Source organism: Caulobacter sp. DWR3-1-2, assembly GCF_049896225.1.
In the GTDB taxonomy this organism is placed as follows: domain Bacteria; phylum Pseudomonadota; class Alphaproteobacteria; order Caulobacterales; family Caulobacteraceae; genus Caulobacter.
This window is the reverse complement of sequence record NZ_JAFCTW010000011.1, coordinates 82,160-102,852: the sequence shown is the minus strand read 5'-3', so window position 1 is coordinate 102,852 and position 20,693 is coordinate 82,160. Positions and strand designations below refer to the sequence as shown.

21 protein-coding genes are annotated in these 20,693 nt (G+C 68.2%); 10 read left to right on the top strand and 11 right to left on the bottom strand.

Annotated features, from left to right (window positions below; translation table 11 throughout):
• Positions 1–66 precede the first annotated feature (66 nt).
• The 3 genes from lpxK to ACP696_RS15540 are packed head-to-tail and all read right to left on the bottom strand — an operon-like array spanning position 67 to position 3,346.
• Entirely contained in the window at positions 67–1,074 is a 1,008-nt protein-coding gene (lpxK, locus tag ACP696_RS15550; RefSeq protein ID WP_426011143.1) for a tetraacyldisaccharide 4'-kinase, read from the bottom strand.
• Positions 1,071–2,339, bottom strand: coding sequence for a 3-deoxy-D-manno-octulosonic acid transferase (locus tag ACP696_RS15545; RefSeq protein ID WP_426011145.1), 1,269 nt, complete (start codon positions 2,337–2,339; stop codon positions 1,071–1,073). The genes lpxK and ACP696_RS15545 overlap by 4 nt, the downstream gene beginning before the upstream one ends.
• Positions 2,336–3,346, bottom strand: a complete 1,011-nt coding sequence (locus ACP696_RS15540; RefSeq protein ID WP_426011147.1) for a cation diffusion facilitator family transporter — start codon at positions 3,344–3,346, stop codon at positions 2,336–2,338. Before ACP696_RS15540 ends, ACP696_RS15545 begins: the two co-directional genes overlap by 4 nt.
• Before the next feature lie 130 nt (positions 3,347–3,476).
• Between ACP696_RS15540 and ACP696_RS15535 the strand changes: the two genes are divergently transcribed.
• Positions 3,477–4,049, top strand: a complete 573-nt coding sequence (locus tag ACP696_RS15535) for a hypothetical protein (protein ID WP_426011149.1) — start codon at positions 3,477–3,479, stop codon at positions 4,047–4,049.
• On the opposite strand, the gene ACP696_RS15530 is transcribed toward ACP696_RS15535, so the two are convergent.
• Positions 4,046–4,756 (bottom strand): lysophospholipid acyltransferase family protein, encoded by a 711-nt coding sequence (locus tag ACP696_RS15530; protein WP_426044006.1) that lies wholly within the window; start codon positions 4,754–4,756, stop codon positions 4,046–4,048. The genes ACP696_RS15535 and ACP696_RS15530 overlap by 4 nt on opposite strands.
• Positions 4,753–6,546, bottom strand: a complete 1,794-nt coding sequence (locus tag ACP696_RS15525) for an ABC transporter ATP-binding protein (protein WP_426011152.1) — start codon at positions 6,544–6,546, stop codon at positions 4,753–4,755. The genes ACP696_RS15530 and ACP696_RS15525 overlap by 4 nt, the downstream gene beginning before the upstream one ends.
• A gap of 107 nt (positions 6,547–6,653) precedes the next feature.
• Between ACP696_RS15525 and ACP696_RS15520 the strand changes: the two genes are divergently transcribed.
• Positions 6,654–7,349 (top strand): protein tyrosine phosphatase, encoded by a 696-nt coding sequence (locus tag ACP696_RS15520; RefSeq protein ID WP_426011153.1) that lies wholly within the window; start codon positions 6,654–6,656, stop codon positions 7,347–7,349.
• Positions 7,350–7,491: 142 nt separating this feature from the next.
• Here the strand turns inward: ACP696_RS15520 and ACP696_RS15515 are convergent, their stop codons facing one another.
• Genes ACP696_RS15515 through ACP696_RS15505 form a run of 3 tightly spaced genes read right to left on the bottom strand, consistent with a single transcriptional unit; the run spans position 7,492 to position 9,854 of the window.
• Positions 7,492–7,716, bottom strand: a complete 225-nt coding sequence (locus tag ACP696_RS15515) for a DUF4170 domain-containing protein (protein WP_426011154.1) — start codon at positions 7,714–7,716, stop codon at positions 7,492–7,494.
• Positions 7,717–7,740: 24 nt separating this feature from the next.
• Positions 7,741–8,526, bottom strand: a complete 786-nt coding sequence (locus tag ACP696_RS15510; RefSeq protein ID WP_426044005.1) for a 3'(2'),5'-bisphosphate nucleotidase CysQ — start codon at positions 8,524–8,526, stop codon at positions 7,741–7,743.
• Positions 8,523–9,854, bottom strand: coding sequence for a TldD/PmbA family protein (locus ACP696_RS15505; protein WP_426029850.1), 1,332 nt, complete (start codon positions 9,852–9,854; stop codon positions 8,523–8,525). Before ACP696_RS15505 ends, ACP696_RS15510 begins: the two co-directional genes overlap by 4 nt.
• Positions 9,855–10,097: 243 nt before the next feature.
• Here ACP696_RS15505 and ACP696_RS15500 point away from each other — a divergent pair, with 243 nt between their 5' ends.
• Positions 10,098–10,775 carry a type 1 glutamine amidotransferase domain-containing protein gene (locus ACP696_RS15500; protein WP_426011157.1) on the top strand — a complete coding sequence of 226 codons (678 nt, stop codon included), beginning with the start codon at positions 10,098–10,100 and terminating at the stop codon, positions 10,773–10,775.
• A 41-nt stretch (positions 10,776–10,816) separates the two neighbouring features.
• On the opposite strand, the gene ACP696_RS15495 is transcribed toward ACP696_RS15500, so the two are convergent.
• The 3 genes from ACP696_RS15495 to folE form a co-directional block, all read right to left on the bottom strand.
• Positions 10,817–11,218, bottom strand: a complete 402-nt coding sequence (locus ACP696_RS15495) for an MAPEG family protein (RefSeq protein ID WP_426011158.1) — start codon at positions 11,216–11,218, stop codon at positions 10,817–10,819.
• A 183-nt stretch (positions 11,219–11,401) separates the two neighbouring features.
• Entirely contained in the window at positions 11,402–13,243 is a 1,842-nt protein-coding gene (locus ACP696_RS15490) for a M14 family metallopeptidase (protein WP_426044004.1), read from the bottom strand.
• A 111-nt stretch (positions 13,244–13,354) separates the two neighbouring features.
• The gene (gene folE / locus ACP696_RS15485) at positions 13,355–13,999 is read right to left on the bottom strand and encodes a GTP cyclohydrolase I FolE (protein WP_426011160.1); all 645 of its coding nucleotides are present in this window, start codon (positions 13,997–13,999) and stop codon (positions 13,355–13,357) included.
• Positions 14,000–14,188: 189 nt separating this feature from the next.
• Here folE and cysS point away from each other — a divergent pair, with 189 nt between their 5' ends.
• From cysS to ACP696_RS15450, 7 genes are all read left to right on the top strand, one after another.
• Positions 14,189–15,577, top strand: a complete 1,389-nt coding sequence (gene cysS / locus ACP696_RS15480; protein WP_426029847.1) for a cysteine--tRNA ligase — start codon at positions 14,189–14,191, stop codon at positions 15,575–15,577.
• Positions 15,578–15,582: 5 nt separating this feature from the next.
• Entirely contained in the window at positions 15,583–16,344 is a 762-nt protein-coding gene (locus tag ACP696_RS15475) for a 3-oxoacyl-ACP reductase (protein ID WP_426011162.1), read from the top strand.
• A 179-nt stretch (positions 16,345–16,523) separates the two neighbouring features.
• On the top strand, positions 16,524–16,991 hold the full coding sequence (locus tag ACP696_RS15470) for an SRPBCC family protein (RefSeq protein WP_426044003.1): 468 nt from the start codon (positions 16,524–16,526) through the stop codon (positions 16,989–16,991).
• A complete protein-coding gene (locus ACP696_RS15465; RefSeq protein WP_426011164.1) occupies positions 16,988–17,449 on the top strand; it encodes an iron-sulfur cluster assembly scaffold protein in 462 nt (153 codons plus the stop codon). The genes ACP696_RS15470 and ACP696_RS15465 overlap by 4 nt, the downstream gene beginning before the upstream one ends.
• 54 nt (positions 17,450–17,503) lie before the next feature.
• Positions 17,504–17,758, top strand: a complete 255-nt coding sequence (yidD, locus tag ACP696_RS15460) for a membrane protein insertion efficiency factor YidD (RefSeq protein ID WP_426011165.1) — start codon at positions 17,504–17,506, stop codon at positions 17,756–17,758.
• A complete protein-coding gene (gene thrS / locus ACP696_RS15455; protein WP_426044002.1) occupies positions 17,755–19,737 on the top strand; it encodes a threonine--tRNA ligase in 1,983 nt (660 codons plus the stop codon). Before yidD ends, thrS begins: the two co-directional genes overlap by 4 nt.
• Entirely contained in the window at positions 19,737–20,663 is a 927-nt protein-coding gene (locus tag ACP696_RS15450) for a glycosyltransferase family 2 protein (RefSeq protein ID WP_426011167.1), read from the top strand. Before thrS ends, ACP696_RS15450 begins: the two co-directional genes overlap by 1 nt.
• Positions 20,664–20,693 lie beyond the last annotated feature (30 nt).

The window sequence follows — 20,693 nt, the reverse complement described above, 5'->3', positions numbered from 1 at the left end:
GTGGCCATCATCCGATCACTCCCCCCGCCGTCGGCTTCGCCGACACCTCCCCCACAGGGGGAGGACCTAGAGCCCCGCCTTCTCCAGCAACCGCCCCAACGCCGCCTCATCCTCGAACCGCGCCCGCACCGGCCAGGGCGTCACCCGGTCCCGCCAGGCCTGAGGCAACCGCACCCAGTCCTTCTCGGTCGTCACCAGCCCGGCGCTGTAGGTCGCCGCGCGTTCGGCCAGGAACTGCAGCGTCGCCTCGTCGTAGTTGCCGTGATCGGGATAGGGCGCGAAATCCACCAGGTGGCAGCCGGCGGCCTTCAGCGCTCGCTCGACCTTCCACGGCTTGCCGATCCCCGCGAAACCGACCTGCCGGCCCGTGGGCGGCGGGGCGGCCGGCTCGAGCCGGGCGATCAGCACCGGAGTGTCGCCAAACAGCGCCAGCAGGTCCGGATCAGCGGCCGGCAGGTCGTCGGGCAGCAGCACGATCACCGCGTCGGTGCGCGCCAAACTGACCTTCAGCGGCTCGCGCATCGGCCCGGCGGGAAACACCTTGCCGTCGCCGAACGGCCATTCGTCCTCGCGGGTCTCGCCGTCGACCACCACCAGCGACAGGGTCTTGCGCAGATCGGGGTTCTGGTGGCCGTCGTCCATCACCACCACCTCGGCCCCCGAGGCCGCGGCCTTGCGCGCTCCAGCCACCCGGTCGCGCGACACCCAGATGGGAAAGTCCTGGGCCAGCATCAGCGGCTCGTCCCCGACCTCGACGGCGGTGTGGCGGGCGCGATCGACCTGGACCGGTCCCTTCAGCTTGCCGCCATAGCCGCGCGACAGCCCGTGGGCGCGGCGGCCGCGCTTCGTCAGGGTCAGCAGCAGCTCGCGAACCACGGGCGTCTTGCCTACCCCGCCGACCGTGAAATTGCCGACGCAGATCACCGCGCAGTCGGCGCTGCGCGGCGTGGCGCGGGCGATCCGCTTGGCGGTCTGGGCGGCCCAGATCCATGACAGCGGCGTCAGCAGCAGACGAGTGACCGGACTGGGCGCGCCCTCGCGGAGGTACCACCAGCGGGGGGTGGAGAGCTTCATGCCGAGGCCCGCGTGGGCAGCAGCGCCAGGATACGGTCGAGGCCAGCGCGGGCCTCGGCGTCGCGGCCATTCACGAAGGCCTGGGCGCGGGTCGCCCGCAGCTTGACGATCTCGGGTTCGGCCAGCATCCGACCCAGGCGTTCGCCCAGCACCGGGGCGTCGGCGAAGGCCGCGCCGTCCACCGCCCGCAGGTCGGCATAGGCGGTCAGCCAGTTCTCGACATGGGGGCCGGAGACGATCGGGCAGTCCAGCCGCGCCGGCTCCAGCGGGTTGTGGCCGCCGATCCCGGGGACCAGGCTGCCGGCCACCAAGGCCAGGTCGGCCAGGCGGTACCACAGGCCCAACTCGCCCAAGGTGTCGGCGACGATGATGTCGGCGGTCGCCTCGGGCTCGGCGCTGAGCAGGGCGGCCGAGGCCCCGGTGGGGCGGGCGATCTCGAGGATGGCCGGCCCCCGCTCGACATGGCGCGGGGCGATCACCAGCCGGGGACGGGGCGACAGGGCGCGCCAGGCCGCCAGCACGATCTCGTCCTCGCCCGGATGGGTGCTGGCGGCCAGCAGCAGGGGCCGGTCGCCCAGCCGGGCGCGCAGGTCGGCCAGCACGGTCTTGTCCGCCGGTAGCGGCGCGGCGCCAAATTTCAGATCGGCCTCGCCGCCGACCATGCCACCCAGGCTGGTCAGGCGCTCGGCGGCCCGGCCGTCTTGGGCGAGGATCAAGTCAAAGCCGCCCAGCAGCCGCCCGGCCGCGAACGGCCGCGCCTGCCAGCGCTTGTAACTCTTGTCCGAAAGCTTGGCCGAGACCAGGGCCAGCGTCACGCCGCGCGCCTTGGCGGCAAGCAGCAGGTTGGGCCACAGCTCGCTCTCGACGAACACCGCCAGGTCGGGCCGCCAATGGTCGAGGAAGCGCCGCGCGCCGCCAGGGGTGTCGACCGGCAGATATTGGTGGACCGCGCCGGCCGGCAGGCGGCGGGCCAGGAGTTCGGCCGAGGTCACGGTGCCCGAGGTCACCAGCACCGCGACGTCCGGCCGCTCGGCGCGGAGACGCTCGACCAGCGGCAGGATCGACAGGCTCTCGCCGACGCTGGCGCCGTGCAGCCAGACCAGCGGACCAGCCGGGCGCGGCTTGGTCGGCCGTCCCAGGCGCTCGTTCAGCCGGGCGCGGTCTTCCTTGCCGGCCTTGGCGCGGCGCTCCAGCAGCAGAGGCGCGAGCGGTTCCAGCGCGGTGGTGGCCGCGCGGTAGAGGGTCAGGGAGAGGGGAAGGCTCACACCGCGTCTGCGCTGGCCAGATGGCAGGTGGCGACACCGCCCTGTTCCACCTGGATCGTGACATGGCCGATCTTGAAGCGGCTCGCCATCTCGCCGCAGACATCGTGCAGGAACTGGTCGTTGTCGGGGTTTTCCGGCCGGACCAGATGGGCGGTCATGGCGGTCTCGGTGGTGCTCATCGCCCAGATGTGCAGGTCGTGCACCTCGCTGACGCCGGGCCGGCCGGCCAGCCAGGTCTTGACCGCCCTCACGTCAATCCCGCGCGGGGCGGCGTCCAGGGCCAGGTCCAGGCTGTCGCGCAGCAGGCTCCAGGTGCCCAGCACGATCACCACCACGATGCCCAGGCTGACCACCGGGTCCAACCACAGCCAGCCGGTCTTCCACATGACCAGGGCGGCGACAACCACTCCGGCCGAGACCCCGGCGTCGGCGGCCATGTGCAGGAAGGCCCCGCGGATGTTGAGGTCGTCCTTGGAGCCGCGCATGAACATCAGGGCCGTGGCGGTGTTGATGACGATGCCGATGGCGGCGACGATCATCACCGGGCCAGCCTGGATCGGCTGCGGATCGGCGAAGCGGCGGGCGGCCTCCCAGGCAATGGCCCCCACCGCCACCAGCAGGAAGACGGCGTTGGTCAGAGACGCCAGGATCGTGCCCTTGCGCAGGCCATAGGTGCGGCGCCCCGACGGAGCGCGCTTGGCCAGGATCACCGCGCCCCAGGCCATGAACAGGCCCAGCACGTCCGACAGATTGTGGCCGGCGTCGGCCAGCAGGGCCAGGGAATGGGTCATCAGGCCGGCGACGGTCTCGGCGATCACGAAGCCGATGTTCAGGGTCGCGCCGACCGCGAAGGCCATGCCAAAGTCCTTGGGCGCATGGCTGTGCCCGCCAGGGCCAGGGCCATGGCTGTGGCCGTGGTGTGAGTCATTCGAATGAGCCTGGTCATGATCGTGGTGATCATGGTCGTGATGATCGTGAGTGTGATCGTGATCGTGAGGGTTCGGCATGGGGTCTTCTCCCACCAAGGGCGGGGCGGATCAACGGCCAGCCTTGCAGTTCGGCGCTTTGCCCGTCCTGCCGTCGACACGGAACCGCGGCGGGCGCGGCACGTAGTGATGTCTATCGGAGACTTCGACCATGGCAGGACTTCGCGTACGGCCCCCGCTTTGGGCGGCCATCCTTTCGGCCTGCGCGCTGAGCGCTTGCTCTGATCCGGGGCCGGCGGACAGCGCGACCCCCGCGCCTAAGGGGGCGCCCAGCGCCGTCGAGACCCCAGCGGCCCCGACGCCCGTCACGCCCGCCGCCGCGCCGGAGAGCGCCACGGTCGGCGGCGACGGATCGGCGATCCAGCTGTCGGCCCTGTCGGACGCCGACCTGGAGGCCGAGCCTCTGGACGGCGAACTGGCCTGCGGCTTTTACACGGAGACGGGCTCGCCCCTGGTGGTGGCCAAGGGCAATGTCGCCTCGAAGGACGCCGCCCTGGGTCTGGTCAAGGTTGGCGACTCGGTCGAGCGAATCGCCGCCCCCGGCGGCTTCGACGGAATGCTGAAGGGCGCGGTGTTCAACGGCGCTGGCAAGACGATCCGGATCGCGCTGACCGGACCGCCCACCGGCGGCGGCGAATCTCCGCCCCGCCCGGCAACCTTGACTTTCCAGCGGGCCGACGGCGCCAGCCGCGTCTTCACCGGTCGCTGGGCGTGCGGCGCCTAGACCGCCCGGGTCTCGCCCACCAACACCTCCGCCCGGCGCGACACCGCCGACAGCCGCGCGCCCCATGCCGCGGCCTGGGCGTCGGGATCGTCGTCTCGGCCGGCCGTTGCGGGGCCGTCCCAGACCATGGCGGCCTTGGCGAACGGCAGGGGGATGATGGTGCGGTCCCAGGTGTTGAGCCGGATGCAGGGCTTCATGGCGATGCCGACGAACAGCACCGGCGCGCCGGTCACCCGGGCCAGGGCGACGGCGCCCTTCTGCAGGTCCTCGACCGGACCGCGCGGGCCGTCGGGGGTGATGGCCATGGCCCCGCCGTCGCGCACCCACTTTACCATGTCGCGGAAAGCTTGCTCGCCGCCCTTGTTCTTGGCGGTGTCGGTCTTCTTCAGCGATGAGCCGCGAATCGCGGGCAAGCCCAGCTTGGCGATCACCCGGGCGATGAACTCGCCGTCGCGCGACTGCGAGACCAGCACCCGGATTTCTGGCTTGTCGGGTCCCTGCGGCCAGGCGGTCGGCCCCACTGGCACCCGCGAGTGCCACAGGGCCAGGATCGCGCCGGTGTTCGAGGCCAGGCTGTCGGCCCAGACCTTTTCGGCCAGCGGCCGGTTCTCATGGGTCCAACGCAGGGTGGCGTAGGTCAGCCGCAGATAGCCGACCATCAGATTGGTCATGGCCGTCATGACCCAGCGTGAGCGCAGCGGCCTCAAGCGGAGGCTTCCTCTGCCGGGCCGGGCGGCAGATGGTCCAGGTCCTGGGCCTTGGCCAGGCGCGCATAGAGGCCCTTGTGGCGCACCAGCTCTGCGTGGGCGCCGGTCTCGACCACCCGGCCCCGGTCGATGACATAGATGCGGTCGGCGCCCTTCACGGTCGACAGGCGGTGGGCGATCAGCATGGTGGTGCGGCCAGCCATCAGCCGCTCCAGCGCCGCCTGGACTTGGGCCTCGCTCTCGGTGTCGAGCGCGCTGGTCGCCTCGTCCAGCAGCAGGATCGGGGCGTCTTTCAGGAAGGCGCGGGCGATGGCGATGCGCTGGCGCTGGCCGCCCGACAACCGCGCCCCGGCCTCGCCGACGATCGTGTCGTAGCCCAGCGGCAGTTCCAGGATGAAGTCGTGCGCCGCCGCCTGGCGGGCTGCGGCCTCGATCTCGTCCTCGGCGGCGCTGGGCCGGGCATAGGCGATATTGGCGCGGATGGTGTCGTCGAACAGGAACGGCTCCTGGGTGACCAGGGCGATGCGGTCGCGCAGGGACTCCAAGGTCACGTCGCGCACGTCATGACCGTCGATGGTCACCGTCCCGGCGGTGACGTCGTAGAACCGCGGGATCAGGTTGAGCAGCGAGCTCTTGCCGCCGCCCGACGGGCCGACCAGGGCGACGGTTTCTCCGCGCTTGGCGCTGATCGACACGTCGTGCAGGGCCGGGGCGTTGGCGCCATAGGCGAAGCTGACCTGGTCGAAGACGATGGTCGCGTCGCCGGCCGGCAGGGCCTTGGCGTCGGACGGATCAATGATGGCGGGCTCGACGTCCAGCGACTCGAAAAGCCGGCGGGCGGCGGTGAGACCCTCGCTGAACACCGTCTGCAGGTTGGCGACCTGGCGCAGCGACTGCAGGGCCATGGCCAGGGCCGCGATGAAGGCGGTGAACACCCCGGCGGTCATGCCGCCCGTGGCCGCTCGCCAACCGGCATAGGCGAACACCGCCGCAGTGATCAGGGCGCCGAACGTTTCGGTGGCCGGGGCCGCCATGGCCTTGGCGTTGGAGCCCTTGATCAGATGACGCTGGCGGCGCTCGACCACGGCCGCCACGCGGCCTTCCTCATAGGCCTCGCGGTTCTCCATCTTGACGATCTTGACGCCGTCCAGGCTTTCCATGATCGCCGTCGACAGGTTGGAGGTCTCGCCCATGGCGCCCTTGGCGGCCTTGGTGGTCTTTCTGGAGAACCGCCGGATGAACAGGCTGGCGACGGGGGCGATGATCAGCACGCCGGCCGCCAACATCCAGTCCAGCCGGAACATCACCACCAGGGTGCCGATCACGGTCAGGAATTCGCGGGTGTAATTGACCACGCCGCTGGTCGCCGCCTCGCGGATCAGGGTGGCGTCATACAGCATCGACGAGACATAGGAGCCCGAATGGGCGCCGCGCAGCCGGGCCAGGTCCGAGCGGACCAGCCTACCGAACAATCGCACCTGCATATCGCCGACCACGCCGTTGCCGATACGGTTGATCGAGGTGGTCTGCAGCACCTGGAACAGGCCGCGGGCGATGGCGATCGCGGCGATCAGCAGCGGAATGCGCACCAGGGCGCCGGGCTGTGGGTGGGTGATCAGCTGATCGACGGCGGGCTTGAGCACCTCGACCAGGGCGGCGCTCAGGCCGGCGATGATCGCGGCGCTGACCAGAGCCACCGTCAGCCGATTGCGGCGGGGCTTGAGATACTCGCGCCAGATCCGCGCGGCGAGGGCGCGGTTGCTGGCTTGCGGCGCGACGGGGTCGGTCATGGGGCAGGGGTCGGATTTCGTGGCCATGGTGTCAAGCGTGACCATGGCGGGCCAGTGCGGCGGGCGTGCGTCCCTGTGGCTTTTGCATTACAGGGCTGTTGCTCCTAATGAGGGGCCTTCACCGAAGGATCGCCCGTTTGCCCGGCTACGACACGACCACCCGCTGGGGGCGGTTTCGCACCTATCTCCACTATCTGTGGAACGACCACGCCTATCTGCGTCTCGGCTTCAAGAACGACCACTGGATCAGCCCCGAGCTGGTGCGCACCAACCAGCCCTGGCCGCACCAACTGGCGGAATGGAAGGCCAAGGGGATCAAGACCGTCATCAACCTGCGCGGCGGGTTCGACGGCAGCTTCTACGCGCTCGAAAAATATGCCTGCGAGCAGCTTGGGCTGAAGATGGTCGATTTCGTCATCACCTCGCGCGAAGTGCCGATCAAGGAGCGGGTGCTGGGCGCCCGCGACCTGTTCCAGAGTATCGAATATCCGGCCCTGATGCACTGCAAGTCGGGCGCGGACCGGGCGGGGATCATGAGCGTGCTCTATGCCCACTATCGCCTCGGCCTGCCGATCGAAGAGGCGCGCGAGCAGCTCTCCTTGAAGTACCTGCACATCAAGCAGGGCAAGACGGGGGTGCTGGACTATGTGTTCGAGCGCTATCTGACGGACGCAGCGCCGAAGGGTCTGACCTTCACCCAGTGGGTGGAGAGCCCGGAATATGACCCGGTGGCGATGAAGGCCGACTTCCGGTCGGGGATGATCGGCGGGATCGTCACGGAGAGGATCTTGCGGCGGGAGTAGGTAAGTCCTCCCCCTGTGGGGGAGGTGTCGGCGAAGCCGGCGGCGGGGAGAGTGATACGACCTCTGCCGCATTGGGGTCGATCGACCCTAAACTCCCCCCACCGATCGCTTCGCGATCGCCTCCCCACAGGGGGAGGAATTATCAGCCCAGGCTCGGGTCCAGCAACTTGTGGGCGTGGATGATGAAGTACCGGGCGTGGGCGTTGTCGACGGTCGCCTGGGCCTTGGCCTTCCAGGCGGCGTGCGCGTCGGCATAGCTGGCATAGGCGCCGACGAACTCGACTTTGGAAAGGTCGCGAAACTCGGCGCCCGAAACGTCTTTCAGTTCACCGCCGATGACCAGGTGAAGAAGCTGCTTGTCGCTCATGGGGTGAAATGTCCTGCGCGGAAGTTATCGTTGTTGCAGGTCGATATGCCCGACGCGTGACAGGATCAACGGGGCAAGCGGCTTATTGGCGCAAACCACGCTCGGAAGCAGCGGATTGGGGCGGTTATAGGTGAAGCCGCGGCCCTTATGATCGACCAGCACCGCCCCAGCCTCGGCGCAGATCAGGTCGCCGGCCGCCAGGTCCCACTCGTTCTTGGACGACAGGGCGATGGCGGCGTCGAAGTCGCCGCAGGCCACCAGGCAGATGCGATAGGCGATCGAGTTGCGGCTCTCGATCCGCATGGCCGGCCAGGGCTCGGGCCAGCCGGGATAGGCGAACATCTTGGCGTCGCCCAGCATGGCCGCGCCGTCGAGCTGCGTGGCGGCGCTAGGCTTGATGGGCGCGCCGTTCAGGGTGGCCCCTTCGCCGACGGCGGCGGCGTAGGTCTCGTCCAGGGCCGGAGCCAGGACGACGCTGGCCACGGGCTTACCGCCCTCCACGACAGCGATCGACACCGAGAACCACGGCTTGCCCTTCAGATAGGCCGCCGTGCCGTCGATCGGATCGACCACGAACTGTCGCGTCGTCGCCAGGCGGGCCGGATCGTCGGCGGTTTCCTCCGACAGCCAGCCGTAGCCGGGCCGAGCCGTCATCAGGCGCTCCTTCAGCAGGGCGTCCACCGCCAAGTCGGCGTCGGTGACCGGCGAGCCGCCCGCCTTGGACCAGACCTTCAGGCCCTTCTCGCGGGCCGAAACCGCCAGGGCTCCGGCTTCGCGCGCGGCCTCGAGGATCAGATCCAGATCCGTCATTTGCCGGCGATCGCCAGGCCGTCGACCAGCAGCGACGGGCTGTTGCTGGCCCCGCGCAGCTCCAGGTCGGAACCGACGACCAGGCGGGCATAGATGTCGATCAGGTTGCCGGCCACGGTGATCTCGGTGACCGGGCCGGTCGAGACCCCGTTCTCGAACCAGAAGCCGGAGCAGCCCACCGACCAGTCGCCGGTATTGCCGTTCAGCGAGGGGCCGAACATCGAGGTGACCAGCAGGCCCGTGCCGGCGTCGGCCATCAGCCCGGCCATGTCGCGGGTTCCCGGCTGCAGGGTCAGGTTATGGGTCGAGACGCCCGAGGGGCCGGCCAGGCCGCGCGAGGCGTGGCCGGTGCTCTGCAGGCCCAGTTGCTTGGCCGAGCCAATGTTCAGGATCCAGGTGGTCAGCACGCCGTCGTCGATCAGGGCGCGCGCCTCGCAGGCCACCCCCTCGTCGTCGAACGGGGCGGAGCCCAGGCCGCGCATCCGGAACGGATCGTCGAGCAGATTGACGCCCTTGGCGAAGATCGCCTTTCCCAACCTGTCCTTCAGGAACGATGTGCCGCGGGCGATCGACGGGCCGGAGATCGCGCCGATCAGCGGGCTGAGCAGCGAGATGGCCAGGCGGTTCTCGAAGATCACCGGGGCGGTGGTCGAGGCGATCTTGCGCGGGTTCAGCTTGGCGACAGCCGACTCGCCAGCCTTGGTCCCGATGCTTTCCGGGGTCGGCAGGTCACTGGCGTGTCGGGTCGAGCGGCCTTCGCCGCCGCGCTCCATAAGCGCGCCCTCGCCGGCGATGGCCGAGGCGCTGACGCCAAAGCCGCTGGCCTGGTGCAGGCCGGAAAAGCCCTCGGTGGTCACCAGCCGCCAGGTCGAGGCGCTCCAGGATGACGAGCCGCCGTCGGAATTGGTCACGCCCGCCACGGCGCGGGCGGCGGCCTCGGCCTCGCGGGCCTGGGTCTCCAGGGTCTCGGCCGTAGGCTCGGTCGGGTCGTAGAGGTCCAGGTCGCGGAACGGCCCGCGCGCCAGGCGCTCGGCCGGGGCCAAGGCGGCATATTGATCCTCGGGGGCCAGGCGGGCCATCGCCACGGCCCGGTCGATCAGCTTGGCGCGGCCCTCGGCAGAGATGTCGGAGCCCGACACCGTCGCGCTCTGCTGCCCGATGAAGACCCGCAGGCCGATGTCGCGGGATTCCTCGCGCTCCACCTCTTCCAGTTCGCTCAGGCGAACGCCGACGGAAAGGGATTGGCGCTGCGCGAACACAGCCTCGGCGGCGTCGGCGCCGGCTTTGCGGGCGTCGGCGAGCACGTCTTGCAACAGGTTTTCGTCCATGGGGTCTTATGGACGAGGCGGCGGGGCGGGGGCAAGGCATTGGCGGCCTGGTCAGCGCGACCTGGCGTCGCGCGGCATGCGGTCGGGCTCGGGACGGCGATTTATTTGCCCTCTCGGCGGTTCGATGGCCGGGAGCGAGCATTATATGACGGTTGACGCGGAGCGGCCCTGTCCTCGCGCCCACCATTATGCCCCGACCCGCCCAACCCTAGATCCTCGCGGATTGCACCCTGGATAAACGCCATGAAGATCCTGATCGTCCTGACCTCGCACGACACGCTGGGCGACACCGGCAAGAAGACGGGCTTCTGGCTCGAGGAACTGGCCGCCCCCTATTATGTCTTCAAGGACGCCGGGGCCCAGCTGACCCTGGCCTCGCCGCTGGGCGGCCAGCCGCCGCTCGACCCCAAGAGCGACGAGCCCGACGCCCAGACCGACGACACCCGCCGGTTCAAGGCCGACGCCGAGGCCACGGCGGCCCTGGCCGCCACTGTCAAGCTGTCGACGGTCGTCGTCGCCGATCATGACGCGGTGTTCTATCCGGGCGGCCACGGCCCGCTGTGGGACCTGGCCAATGACAAGGTGTCGATCGACTTGATCGAGGCCGCGATTCAGGCCGGCAAGCCGGTGGCCCTGGTCTGCCACGCCCCGGGCGTGCTGCGCGACGTCAAGACGCCGGACGGCAAGCCGCTGGTCGAGGGCAAGACCGTCACCGGCTTCACCAATACCGAGGAAGACGCCGTGCAATTGACGAAGATCGTGCCGTTCCTGGTCGAGGACAGCCTCAAGCAAAACGGCGGCCTCTACACCAAGGGCGACGACTGGGCGCCCTACGTGGTGGAAGACGGCCTGCTGATCACCGGCCAGAACCCCGCCTCATCGGGGCCGGCCGCCTTGGCGCTGCTCAAGCACTTGGCCTAGGCGCGCTGCGGGCCGGGCGCTGGCGCCTGGCCCGCGACAGCTCATCCGATGGCGTAGAACAGCAGGGCCACGGCGGCGAAGATATAGGCCACCCAGGTGCAGATCATGCCCAGGGCGCGCGGAACCGAGGCGCCGCCACTGTTGGACAGGCCCACGGCATGGATCAGCCGGCCGGCGAACAGCATCAGTCCCACCACGTGGATGGCCAGGGGCGGGGCGCCGACCAGGGCCAGGGTGATGATCGCCGCCAGGCCAACGGGGACATATTCGCTGGCGTTGCCAAAGGCGCGGATGGCGCGGGCCAGCTCCGGAATGCCCTCGTCACCCAGGGCCACCTTGTGTTTCTGGCGCAGCCGCACGACCAGCAGCGACAGGGTCAGCAGCAGGAAGACATGCAGGCCGACCCACAGGGCGGCGGCGTGACCGGAAGCGACGGTGTCCATCGGGCGTACTCGTGAGACTTGGTCTAGCGTGGCCGCATAAGGCCCAGCGTTCGACGAAGCTGGCAAGCCGGATCGTCGGGCGGGCGACCGAGGGCCGTCCAAGACGGGGACATGCCTTTGCGGCGTGTCCCCTGCGGGCGCACGGATCTCGGTTGGGGACACGCCGCAAGGGCATGTCCCCGGCTAGAGTTCTCGCCCGACTGGATAGAGCCGGTAGTGGTCGTCGTAATAGGGCGTCCGCGCGTAGAACCACCCCAGCCGGGCGTCGGGATCGGCGGCGAACTTTGGGTCGGCGGCCAGCTTGGCCTCGAACTGCGCCCTCAGCGCCGGATCGGCGGTCAGCATCTTCTCGGCGAGCGGGGCGATGGCGTAGCCCTCGATATATTCGACGCGCTGCAGCACTTCGGGGAACATGCCCCAGGCGAAGAAGCTCTCATCGCTTTCCGGCTCAAGCAGCAGGGTGACCATCTCGCCGAGCGGCTGGTCGGTCGAGACGCGGACCGAGCCGGTCGGAAAGGTGACGGTGCGAGTCTCGTGGGTGACCGGGCCGGCGGTGAGCTCGACATGGCCCTCATTGGCGCGGGTCGCGAGCTTGGGGGCGGTGAAGCGGATCATGTCCACCGACACCGTCCGGGGCGCCGCCAGGGCCTCCATCGCCACGCCGTGGATGCGCAGGCGTTCGATGATCTCGGGCTTGGCCGAGGAAATCCAGTAGGCCTTGGCCGGGGTCAGGTCGAGGGCCGGCTCGCTGGTGTAGAGCGGCAACGACCAGGGCACGGGATCGGGCTTGCCCAGCCACCGCACCTCCTGGTGGCCCGAGGCGGGCGAGACATAGGTCTCGAACTGCACGCCCAGGAAGCTCTCGATGCGCAGCGGCTTGCCGCCGCCCCCGAAATCGGCCCCGAAATTGGCCTTGACCACGGCGGGGCGCGCGGCGCGGTCCGCAAACTCGGCGGCCCGCAAGGCGGCGCCGTCGCGGGCCAGCAGTTTCAGGGTCTCCTCCAGCAGCACATAGGTCCCCAGCACCCGCTGGCGGTAGGGCTTGAGCGAATGGTTCTCGACCAGCACCGTGGCGATGTGAGCCGCGTCGCCATAGCCGTTGGAATAGCGCAGGGAGGCCGGCGAGGCGCCCAGGCCCTTCTTCGGATCCCGCTCATCGAGCGCGAAGACCAGTTGGCCGGGAATGTGGCCCGCCGCCTTCAGACCCGCCGCCGTGGCCGGCAGGAAGCTGTTGTCGAGCCAGGCCGAGGTCGCCTTCGAGCGTGCGAAGTCGCCCCTGTAGCCGGCCCAGCCATACGTGATGTCGTACTGGTAGTCCTCGCCGTCGGTGACGTGGATGTCCATGTAGAGATCGGGCTTCACCTTGCCGATCAGCGTGATCATCGCCCGCATCTCCGGCGAGTCGAGCTTGCCGTAGTCGCGGTTGAGATTGAGGTTCTGGGCGGTGTGGCGCCAGCCCTGAACCACCGGGCCGCGCTGGTTGGGACGGCTGTAGGGCGACGCGCGCTCATGGCCATCGACGCTGAAAATTGGCACGAAGACCAGGTTGACCTTATCGAGCAGGGCGTCCTTGGCGGGGAAGGCCCCCCTTCCGAAGGCGATGTCGCGCAGCAGCATCATGCCGGCGTCCTTGCCGTCGATCTCGCCCGGATGGATGCCAGCCTGGACCAGCAGCACCGGCTTCTCGGGATCGAAGGCCGCGCCGTCCTTGCTGACGAACACCACCAGCAGGTCACGACCTTCCGGCGACTGGCCAAAGCTTTCCATGCGGATCAGCGGCGAGGCCGTGTCGAGCTTTTCCAGCCAGGCGCGGGTCTCGGCATAGTTGGGAGAGGCGGTCAGGCCGGTCAGCTCCGAGGGCGTGATCCACGGGTCGGACGGCTTGGCGATCAGCGTCTCGCTGGCCCCATGCCAGGCTAGGGCGGGCGGGAGGATATCGGACTCCCAGGGGGCTTTTGGAGTTTCAGCCATCGTCACGCCCGCCGTCATCGCGACGGCGACCGCCGCCAGACCTGTTTTCCACATTATTCCCCCTTCGGGCACCGCTGCCCGAGCCGATGCGGGGACATGCACTTGTGCGTGTCCCCAACCGACGCAGGGCTTCATGGGGACACGCACAAGTGCATGTCCCCAACCCTATTTCCGCGTCACCAGGTCCATGAACCGCTGCTGCAACACCTTGTCGGTCTTGAACACGCCGCGAAACTGGGTGGTGATGGTCGAGACGTCGTGGTGGTGGACGCCGCGGGTGCTCATGCACTGGTGCTCGGCGTCGATCAGCACGGCCACGCCAGCGGCCGACAGGTGGTCCTCGATGGCGTCGGTGATCTGCATGGTCATGGTCTCCTGAGTCTGGAGGCGCTTGGCGAAGATCTCGACCAGCCGGGCCAGCTTGGACAGGCCCACGACCTTGCCAGTCGGCATATAGGCCACCCAGGCCTTGCCCAGGAACGGGGCCATGTGGTGTTCGCAATGGCTCTGCACCTCGATGCCGCGCAGCATGACCATGTCGTCATAGCCCTGCACGTCCTCGAAGGTGCGGCTCAGCGCCTTGGCGGGATCGCCCTGATAGCCGGCGAACCATTCGCCATAGGCGTCGACCACGCGTTGCGGCGTATCAAGCAGGCCTTCGCGGTCGGGATTGTCGCCGGCCCAGGCCAGCAGGGTGCGGACGGCCGCCATGGCCTGTTCGCGGGAGGGGCGCCCCTCTATCCGGGCGAGATCGTCCGCAGCGCAGCTGCACTGTTCGAGGAGGGTCTTTGTGGGGGTCACGGCGTCCATGTTCGGAAGGTTTCTTTCCACGGGCTGAGTTGCGCCGGAGCGCCCTTCGCCCCGGAATTACGCGTGCCACCCGTATGAAGGCGTGTCGGCGCCCATCAAGGGCGTGGTTCCAAAACGCTCAGATAGCTATATGGGACGCACACAAACTCCGGCAACACCCTCCCGTTACGTCAGGCGACCTTCTTTCCCATGACTCTCAAGCTCCACGACACCATGACGCGCGAAAAGCGCGACTTCGTCCCCGCCGATCCGAGCCGGGTGACGATGTATGTCTGCGGGCCCACGGTCTATAACCACGCTCATATCGGCAATTTCCGGCCTGTCGTGGTGTTCGACGTGCTGTTCCGTCTGCTGCGCCATGTCTATGGCGACGAGGCGGTGGTCTATGCCCGCAACGTCACCGACGTGGACGACAAGATCAACGCCAAGGCCACGGCCGAGGGCGTGGATATCAAGGTCATCACCGACCGCTACCTGGCCTCCTACCACGCCGACGCCGCCGGCCTGCTGACCCTGCCGCCGACGCTTGAGCCCAAGGCCACCGAGCACATGGCCGCGATCCTCGAGATGATCGGCCAGCTGGTGGCCAAGGGAGCGGCCTACGCCGCCGAGGGCCATGTGCTGTTCGACACCCAGGCCTTCCCCGACTACGGCCAGCTGTCAGGCCGAAACATGGATGACATGATCGCCGGCGCCCGGGTCGAGGTCGCGCCCTACAAGCGCCACCCCGCCGACTTCGTGCTGTGGAAACCGTCCAAGGAAAACGAGCCGGTCTGGCACAGCGCGTTTGGCCCCGGTCGCCCCGGCTGGCACATCGAATGCTCGGCGATGATCGACAAGGCCCTGGGCCAGACCATCGACATCCATGGCGGCGGCATCGACCTGGCCTTCCCGCACCACGAGAATGAGCTGGCCCAGAGCCGCTGCGCCCACGACCTGCCAGTGTTGGCGAGCTATTGGCTGCACAACGGCTTCTTGGACATGGCCGGCGAGAAAATGTCCAAGAGCCTGGGCAATGTGATCATCCCGCATGAGCTGTTGCAGACCACGCCGGGCGAAGTGATCCGCTGGGCGCTGCTGTCGGGCCATTACCGCCAGCCGCTGGACTGGACGCCGGAGCTGATCGAGCAGAGCCGCAAGGCGCTCGACCGACTGTACGGCGCCCTGCGCCGGGCCAAGACGGTGGAGGCCGGCGAGTCCGAGCCTTCGGACGAGGTGATGGCGGCCCTGTCCGACGATCTCAACACCCCCCTGGCGGTGTCGGGCTTCTTCGAGTTGTCCAGCGCCATCGAGCGCGCCGTGACGGCCGGCGACGAGCCCGCGATCGCCGCCAACAAGGGTCGTCTGCTGGCCTCGGCCGGCCTGCTGGGCTTCCTGCAGACCGACCCCGACGCCTGGTTCGAGGGCGACGCCGACGATGACCTCAAGGCCAAGGTCGAGGACCTGCTGGCCCGCCGCATCGCCGCCCGCACCGCCAAGGACTGGACCGCCGCCGACGCCATCCGCGCCGAGATCGACGCCCTGGGCGTGGTCGTCATGGACGGTCCGGCCGGGGCGACGTGGCGGATGAAGGACTGATCGGCGTGAACATTGACGAACAGATCGTCCTGGTCTCCGGCGGCGGCCGGGGCCTGGGCGCCGCCATCGCCCGGGCCTTCGCGGATCAGGGCGCCTCGGTGGTCATCAACTATCGCCGCAGCGAGGCTGCGGCCCTGGCGCTCGCCGAGGAACTTGGCGACGGGGCCTTGGCTCTCCAGGCCGACGTTAGCGACCGCGACGCGGTTCGCCGCCTGGTCAATGACGCCGCCGAGCACTTCGGAAGCCACGTCACCACGGTGATCAACAATGCCCTGGGCGACTTCAGCTTCAATGGCGATGGCCGCCACACCCTGCAGACGATCCCGTGGGAGGATTTCCAGAGCCAGCTGAACGTCTCGCTGCGCGGCTCGCTAAACCTCATCCAGGCCACCGCCCCGGCCATGGAGAACGCGGGCTTTGGCCGGGTGATCAATATCGGCACCAACCTGTTCCAGAACCCGGTGGTGCCCTATCACGACTACACCGCCGCCAAGGCCGCCCTGCTGTCGCTGACCCGCACGGCGGCCGCCGACCTCGGCCCCGGCGGGATCACCGTCAACATGCTGTCGGGCGGCCTGCTGCGCACCACCGACGCCAGCGCCGCCACGCCCGAGGCGATCTTCGACCTGATCGCCCAGAGCACGCCGCTGCGCCGGGTGACCACGCCCGCCGAGTTCGCCGACGCCGTGCTGTTCTTCGCCTCGCCCTGGAGCCGCGCGATCACCGGCCAGAACCTGGTGGTGGATGGGGGACTGGTGCGGGACTAGATTACACTCATAATAAACCACTCATCCCGGCGAATGCCGGGACCCAGATGGAATGGCTTCGGGGCTGACGCCAAAAGCGTTGAGCTCCTCCAATCATCCACCCCGCTCTGGGATCTGGGTCCCGGCATTCGCCGGGATGAGCGGAAAATGAGAATGACCAGAGAGCCGGATTTCGACCCATGCAACGCGCCGTAGAACATCGTATCGGGGTGCAAGCCCCCGCCGACCTGGTCTGGGAAGTGATTTCCGACTTCGCGACCTGGGGCGCCTGGAACCCCGTCCATCCGCGCATCGAGGGCGAGATGCGGATCGGCACGACCCTGACCACGGCGTTCGTCACCGAGAGCGGGACCGACATCCTGACGCCGATCGTCCAGGACTGGGTGCCCTACGAGCAGCTCCACTGGCGCACCAAGCGGCTGAAGGGCTTCGTCACCGCGATCCGCTATATCGAGATCGACAAGAAGGGCGAGGAAAACGCCATCTTCTCCAACGGCGAGCTGTTCATCGGCCCGCTGGTCCGCTTCGTCAGCCGGGACGAGCGCAGGCGGCTGCGGGCGGCGTTCACGATCATGGGCGAGGCGCTGCGCGATCATGTCGAGGCCCTCTGGCTGGAACGCCAGAAGACCCCCATTTCAGCATCATGATCGACGACCTCTATTCGGCGCGAATCCTGGGCCTGGTGGCCAACATGCCGCGCGCCGGCCGCCTGGCCGCGCCGGACGCCAGCAGCGAAAAGACCGCCAAGCTGTGCGGCAGCCGAATCATCGTCGATGTGACGGTGGCAGACGGTCGCGTGTCCGACTTCGCCCAGGATGTCACCGCCTGCGCCCTGGGCCAGGCCTCGGCAGCGATCCTGGGCGCCCAGGTGGTCGGCGCGGATCTTTCCGAGATCGAGTTGGCCCGCGACGCCTTGCGCGCTATGCTGAAGTCGAACGGTTCGCCCCCCGCAGGCCGATTTTCGGAGCTCGCCGTGCTGGAGCCGGTCAAGGACTATCCCGCCCGTCACGCCTCGACGCTTTTGGCGTTCGAAGCCGCAGTCGAGGCTGTCCGTACAGCCACAGCCGCCGACCAAACCCGAACTCGCCGCGCCGGCGCCGCTTGATCGGGTCTTTTCGCTAGTCGATAAGGACCCGACTCCGTTCGCGAAACCGCCGGCATGACCTTCTATGAACGCACCGTCGACCTGGGCCTGAAGGCCTACAAGACGACGCTCTCGCCCTTCATCGGGCGTCAGTGCCGGTATCTGCCGACCTGCTCGGAATACGCGGCCCAGGCGCTCAAGGATCACGGACCCTTCAAGGGGTCCTGGCTCGCGGTGGGACGGATTTGCCGATGCAATCCGTTTGGCGGCTCGGGGTTCGACCCGCCGCCTCCGCCGACGCAGCCGCGCAAGTGGAAATGTGAAGAATGATCGACCTGATTTTCCCCGACGGCTCGGCCCGCCAATATGCTGACGGATCGACGGGCCGCGACGTGGCCGCCTCGATCTCCAAGTCGCTGGAGAAGAAGGCCCTCGTTATAAAGCTGGACGGCGTGCTGCTGGACCTGGATCGTCCGCTGACGCCCGATCTGCTGGGCGGCGGAAACCGCTTTGAGATCATCACGCGCGAGTCGCCCGAGGCGCTTGAGATCATCCGCCATGACACCGCCCACGTGATGGCCGAGGCCGTGCAGGAGCTGTTCCCCGGCACCCAGGTGACGATCGGCCCCAATATCGAGGACGGGTTCTTCTACGATTTTGCCCGCGACGAGCCGTTCAGCCTGGACGACCTGGCGACGATCGAGGCCCGCATGCGCCAGATCGTCGATCGCGACGAGAAGATTCGCCGCGAGGAGGTCGATCGCGACGTGGCCATCGCCGACTTCGAGTCCAAGGGCGAGACCTACAAGGCCCAGATCATCCGCGACCTGCCGGCCAGCGACACGATCACGGTCTATCACCAGGGCCCCACCTGGAAAGACCTGTGCCGCGGTCCCCACTTGCCGTCGACCAAGCATGTCGGCAAGGCCTTCAAACTGACCAAGCTGGCCGGCGCCTATTGGCGCGGCGATCAGAACAACGCCCAGCTGCAGCGCATCTACGGCACCTCGTGGGCCTCCGACGCCGATCTGGCGGCCTATCTGCTGCGCATCGAGGAAGCCGAGCGGCGCGACCACCGCAAGCTGGGCCGCACCATGGACCTTTTCCACATCCAGGAAGAGGGCAAGGGCATGGTGTTCTGGCACCCCAAGGGCTGGACGCTGTACCTGGCGCTGGAGGCCTATATGCGCCGCCGGCTGGACGCGGCGGGCTATCGCGAGGTCAAGACACCGCAGATCCTCGACAAGAGCCTGTGGGAGCGTTCGGGCCACGCCGAGAAGTTCGGCCACGCCATGTTCATGTGCGAAACCGCCGAGGGCGAGGTCTTGGCCGTCAAGCCGATGAACTGCCCGGGCCACATCCAGATCTTCAATGTCGGCCAGAAGAGCTATCGCGAGCTGCCGCTGCGCATGGCCGAGTTCGGGGCCTGCCACCGCTACGAGCCGTCGGGGGCCATGCACGGCATCATGCGGGTGCGGGCCTTCACCCAGGACGACGCCCACATCTTCTGCCGCGAAGAGCAGGTCACGGAGGAAAGCGCGCGCTTCATCGAACTGTTGCGCAGCGTCTATAGCGACCTCGGCATGCATCTGGCCGACACCAAGTTTTCGACGCGCCCGGAGCTTCGCGCAGGTGACGACGCGGTCTGGGACAAGGCCGAAGCCGCCCTCTCGGCCGCCGCCGAGGCCGCCGGTGAAACCTTGGTGCTGCAAGAGGGCGAAGGCGCCTTTTACGGCCCCAAGCTGGAGTTCTCGCTGAAGGACGCCATCGGCCGGGTCTGGCAGTGCGGCACGCTGCAGCTGGACTTCGTGCTGCCGGAGCGGCTCGACGCCGAATACGTGGCCGAGGACGGCTCCAAGCAGCGACCGGTCATGCTGCACCGGGCGATCCTGGGCTCGTTCGAGCGTTTTATCGGCATTCTGCTGGAAAACTACGCCGGTAACCTGCCGCTGTGGCTGGCGCCGGTCCAGGTTGTCGTGGCCACTATTACGTCGGATGCTGACGACTACGCCCAGGGCGTCGCTGATCGGTTGACTTCAATGGGCATTCGCGCAGAGGTCGATCTTCGTAACGAGAAGATCAACTACAAGATTCGCGAGCACAGCCTCGCCAAGGTTCCGGTGATTGCTGTGGTCGGGCGTAAGGAAGCTGAGAACGGAGAGGTCGCCCTGCGTCGCCTGGGCGGCGAGGGGCAGCGGGTGCTGTCGCTGGCCGAGGCTGTCTCGGTGCTGACCGAAGAGGCCACCCCGCCCGATCTGGCTCGCCAGCGCGCCGCCGTGGCCCGCCCAGCGGAGTTGGCTAAGGCCTGATGAACAGCATTCTTGCTTCCCGGTCGACCTTTGTCTCGGGTGCGCGGCCGATCGGGCCGCGTGTCTCCGTGGTCATGGTCGTCTACCAGACGGGGGAGGCCCTGACCGACAGCATCCGGTACGTTCTGGAGGAGCCGCTGGTCGATGAGTTCGTCATCATCGACAACGGCTCGCCCCCGTCCGAGGCCGAGATGCTACGGTCGCTGGGCCTGGCCGAACCGCGCATCGTGCTGCAGCAGGGCCACGGCAATGTCGGCTTCGCGCGGGGCGCCAACATGGGCGCCGAGACCGCGCGCGGCGAATACATCATCTTCCTCAATCCCGACGCCAACCTGCAGGCCGATTGCGTGGAGGCTCTGGTCGCCGCCTTCGAGGGCCAGCCGGCGCCCACCCTGGTCGGCGCTCGGGTGATGAACACCGACGGCACCGAGCAGCGCGGCGGACGTCGCGGCGAAGTCACCCCGGTGACCACCCTGCTGAGTTTTAGCCACCTGACCGGGCGTTTCCCCGGCTTGAGCAAGTTCGAGATCCATCGGGAAAACGAGCCGGTGCCGCACGCGCCGATCCCGATGCCGACCATCTCCGGCGCCTGTTTCGCCCTGCGGCGCGGCGATTTTGACCTGCTGGGCGGCTTCGACGAGGGCTATTTCCTGCACGTCGAGGACATCGACCTGTGCTGGCGCGCCCGCCAGGCCGGCGGCCAGGTGCTTTTTCAGCCTAACGCCAGGGTCATCCATCTGGGCCACACCAGCCTGGAACACCCGATGAAGGTCGAGTTCCACAAGGGCGTGGGCCTGTCGCGCTACTTCATCAAGCGCGCCGACACGGTGCAGCGCTACATCATCGCGGTGATCCTGGCCCCGGCCATCCTGCTGATGAGCGTCTCGCGCCCGCTGATCTGGAAGCTGACGGGCCGGCCGATCTGAGGTCTTCCCTCTCCCCTTGCGGGAGAGGGT

Excerpts from the sequence above, each read along its gene's own strand:
- ACP696_RS15465 (WP_426011164.1), top strand. The coding sequence starts at position 16,988 with ATGATCGACGACCTCTATTCGGCGCGAATCCTGGGCCTGGTGGCCAAC.
- ACP696_RS15520 (WP_426011153.1), top strand. The coding sequence starts at position 6,654 with ATGAGGGGCCTTCACCGAAGGATCGCCCGTTTGCCCGGCTACGACACG.
- ACP696_RS15495 (WP_426011158.1), bottom strand. The coding sequence starts at position 11,218 with ATGGACACCGTCGCTTCCGGTCACGCCGCCGCCCTGTGGGTCGGCCTG.
- ACP696_RS15500 (WP_426011157.1), top strand. The coding sequence starts at position 10,098 with ATGAAGATCCTGATCGTCCTGACCTCGCACGACACGCTGGGCGACACC.
- ACP696_RS15450 (WP_426011167.1), top strand. The coding sequence starts at position 19,737 with ATGAACAGCATTCTTGCTTCCCGGTCGACCTTTGTCTCGGGTGCGCGG.
- ACP696_RS15525 (WP_426011152.1), bottom strand. The coding sequence starts at position 6,546 with ATGACCGACCCCGTCGCGCCGCAAGCCAGCAACCGCGCCCTCGCCGCG.
- ACP696_RS15510 (WP_426044005.1), bottom strand. The coding sequence starts at position 8,526 with ATGACGGATCTGGATCTGATCCTCGAGGCCGCGCGCGAAGCCGGAGCC.
- yidD (WP_426011165.1), top strand. The coding sequence starts at position 17,504 with ATGACCTTCTATGAACGCACCGTCGACCTGGGCCTGAAGGCCTACAAG.
- ACP696_RS15470 (WP_426044003.1), top strand. The coding sequence starts at position 16,524 with ATGCAACGCGCCGTAGAACATCGTATCGGGGTGCAAGCCCCCGCCGAC.
- ACP696_RS15540 (WP_426011147.1), bottom strand. The coding sequence starts at position 3,346 with ATGCCGAACCCTCACGATCACGATCACACTCACGATCATCACGACCAT.
- folE (WP_426011160.1), bottom strand. The coding sequence starts at position 13,999 with ATGGACGCCGTGACCCCCACAAAGACCCTCCTCGAACAGTGCAGCTGC.
- ACP696_RS15490 (WP_426044004.1), bottom strand. The coding sequence starts at position 13,243 with ATGTGGAAAACAGGTCTGGCGGCGGTCGCCGTCGCGATGACGGCGGGC.
- ACP696_RS15505 (WP_426029850.1), bottom strand. The coding sequence starts at position 9,854 with ATGGACGAAAACCTGTTGCAAGACGTGCTCGCCGACGCCCGCAAAGCC.
- lpxK (WP_426011143.1), bottom strand. The coding sequence starts at position 1,074 with ATGAAGCTCTCCACCCCCCGCTGGTGGTACCTCCGCGAGGGCGCGCCC.
- thrS (WP_426044002.1), top strand. The coding sequence starts at position 17,755 with ATGATCGACCTGATTTTCCCCGACGGCTCGGCCCGCCAATATGCTGAC.
- ACP696_RS15535 (WP_426011149.1), top strand. The coding sequence starts at position 3,477 with ATGGCAGGACTTCGCGTACGGCCCCCGCTTTGGGCGGCCATCCTTTCG.
- cysS (WP_426029847.1), top strand. The coding sequence starts at position 14,189 with ATGACTCTCAAGCTCCACGACACCATGACGCGCGAAAAGCGCGACTTC.
- ACP696_RS15515 (WP_426011154.1), bottom strand. The coding sequence starts at position 7,716 with ATGAGCGACAAGCAGCTTCTTCACCTGGTCATCGGCGGTGAACTGAAA.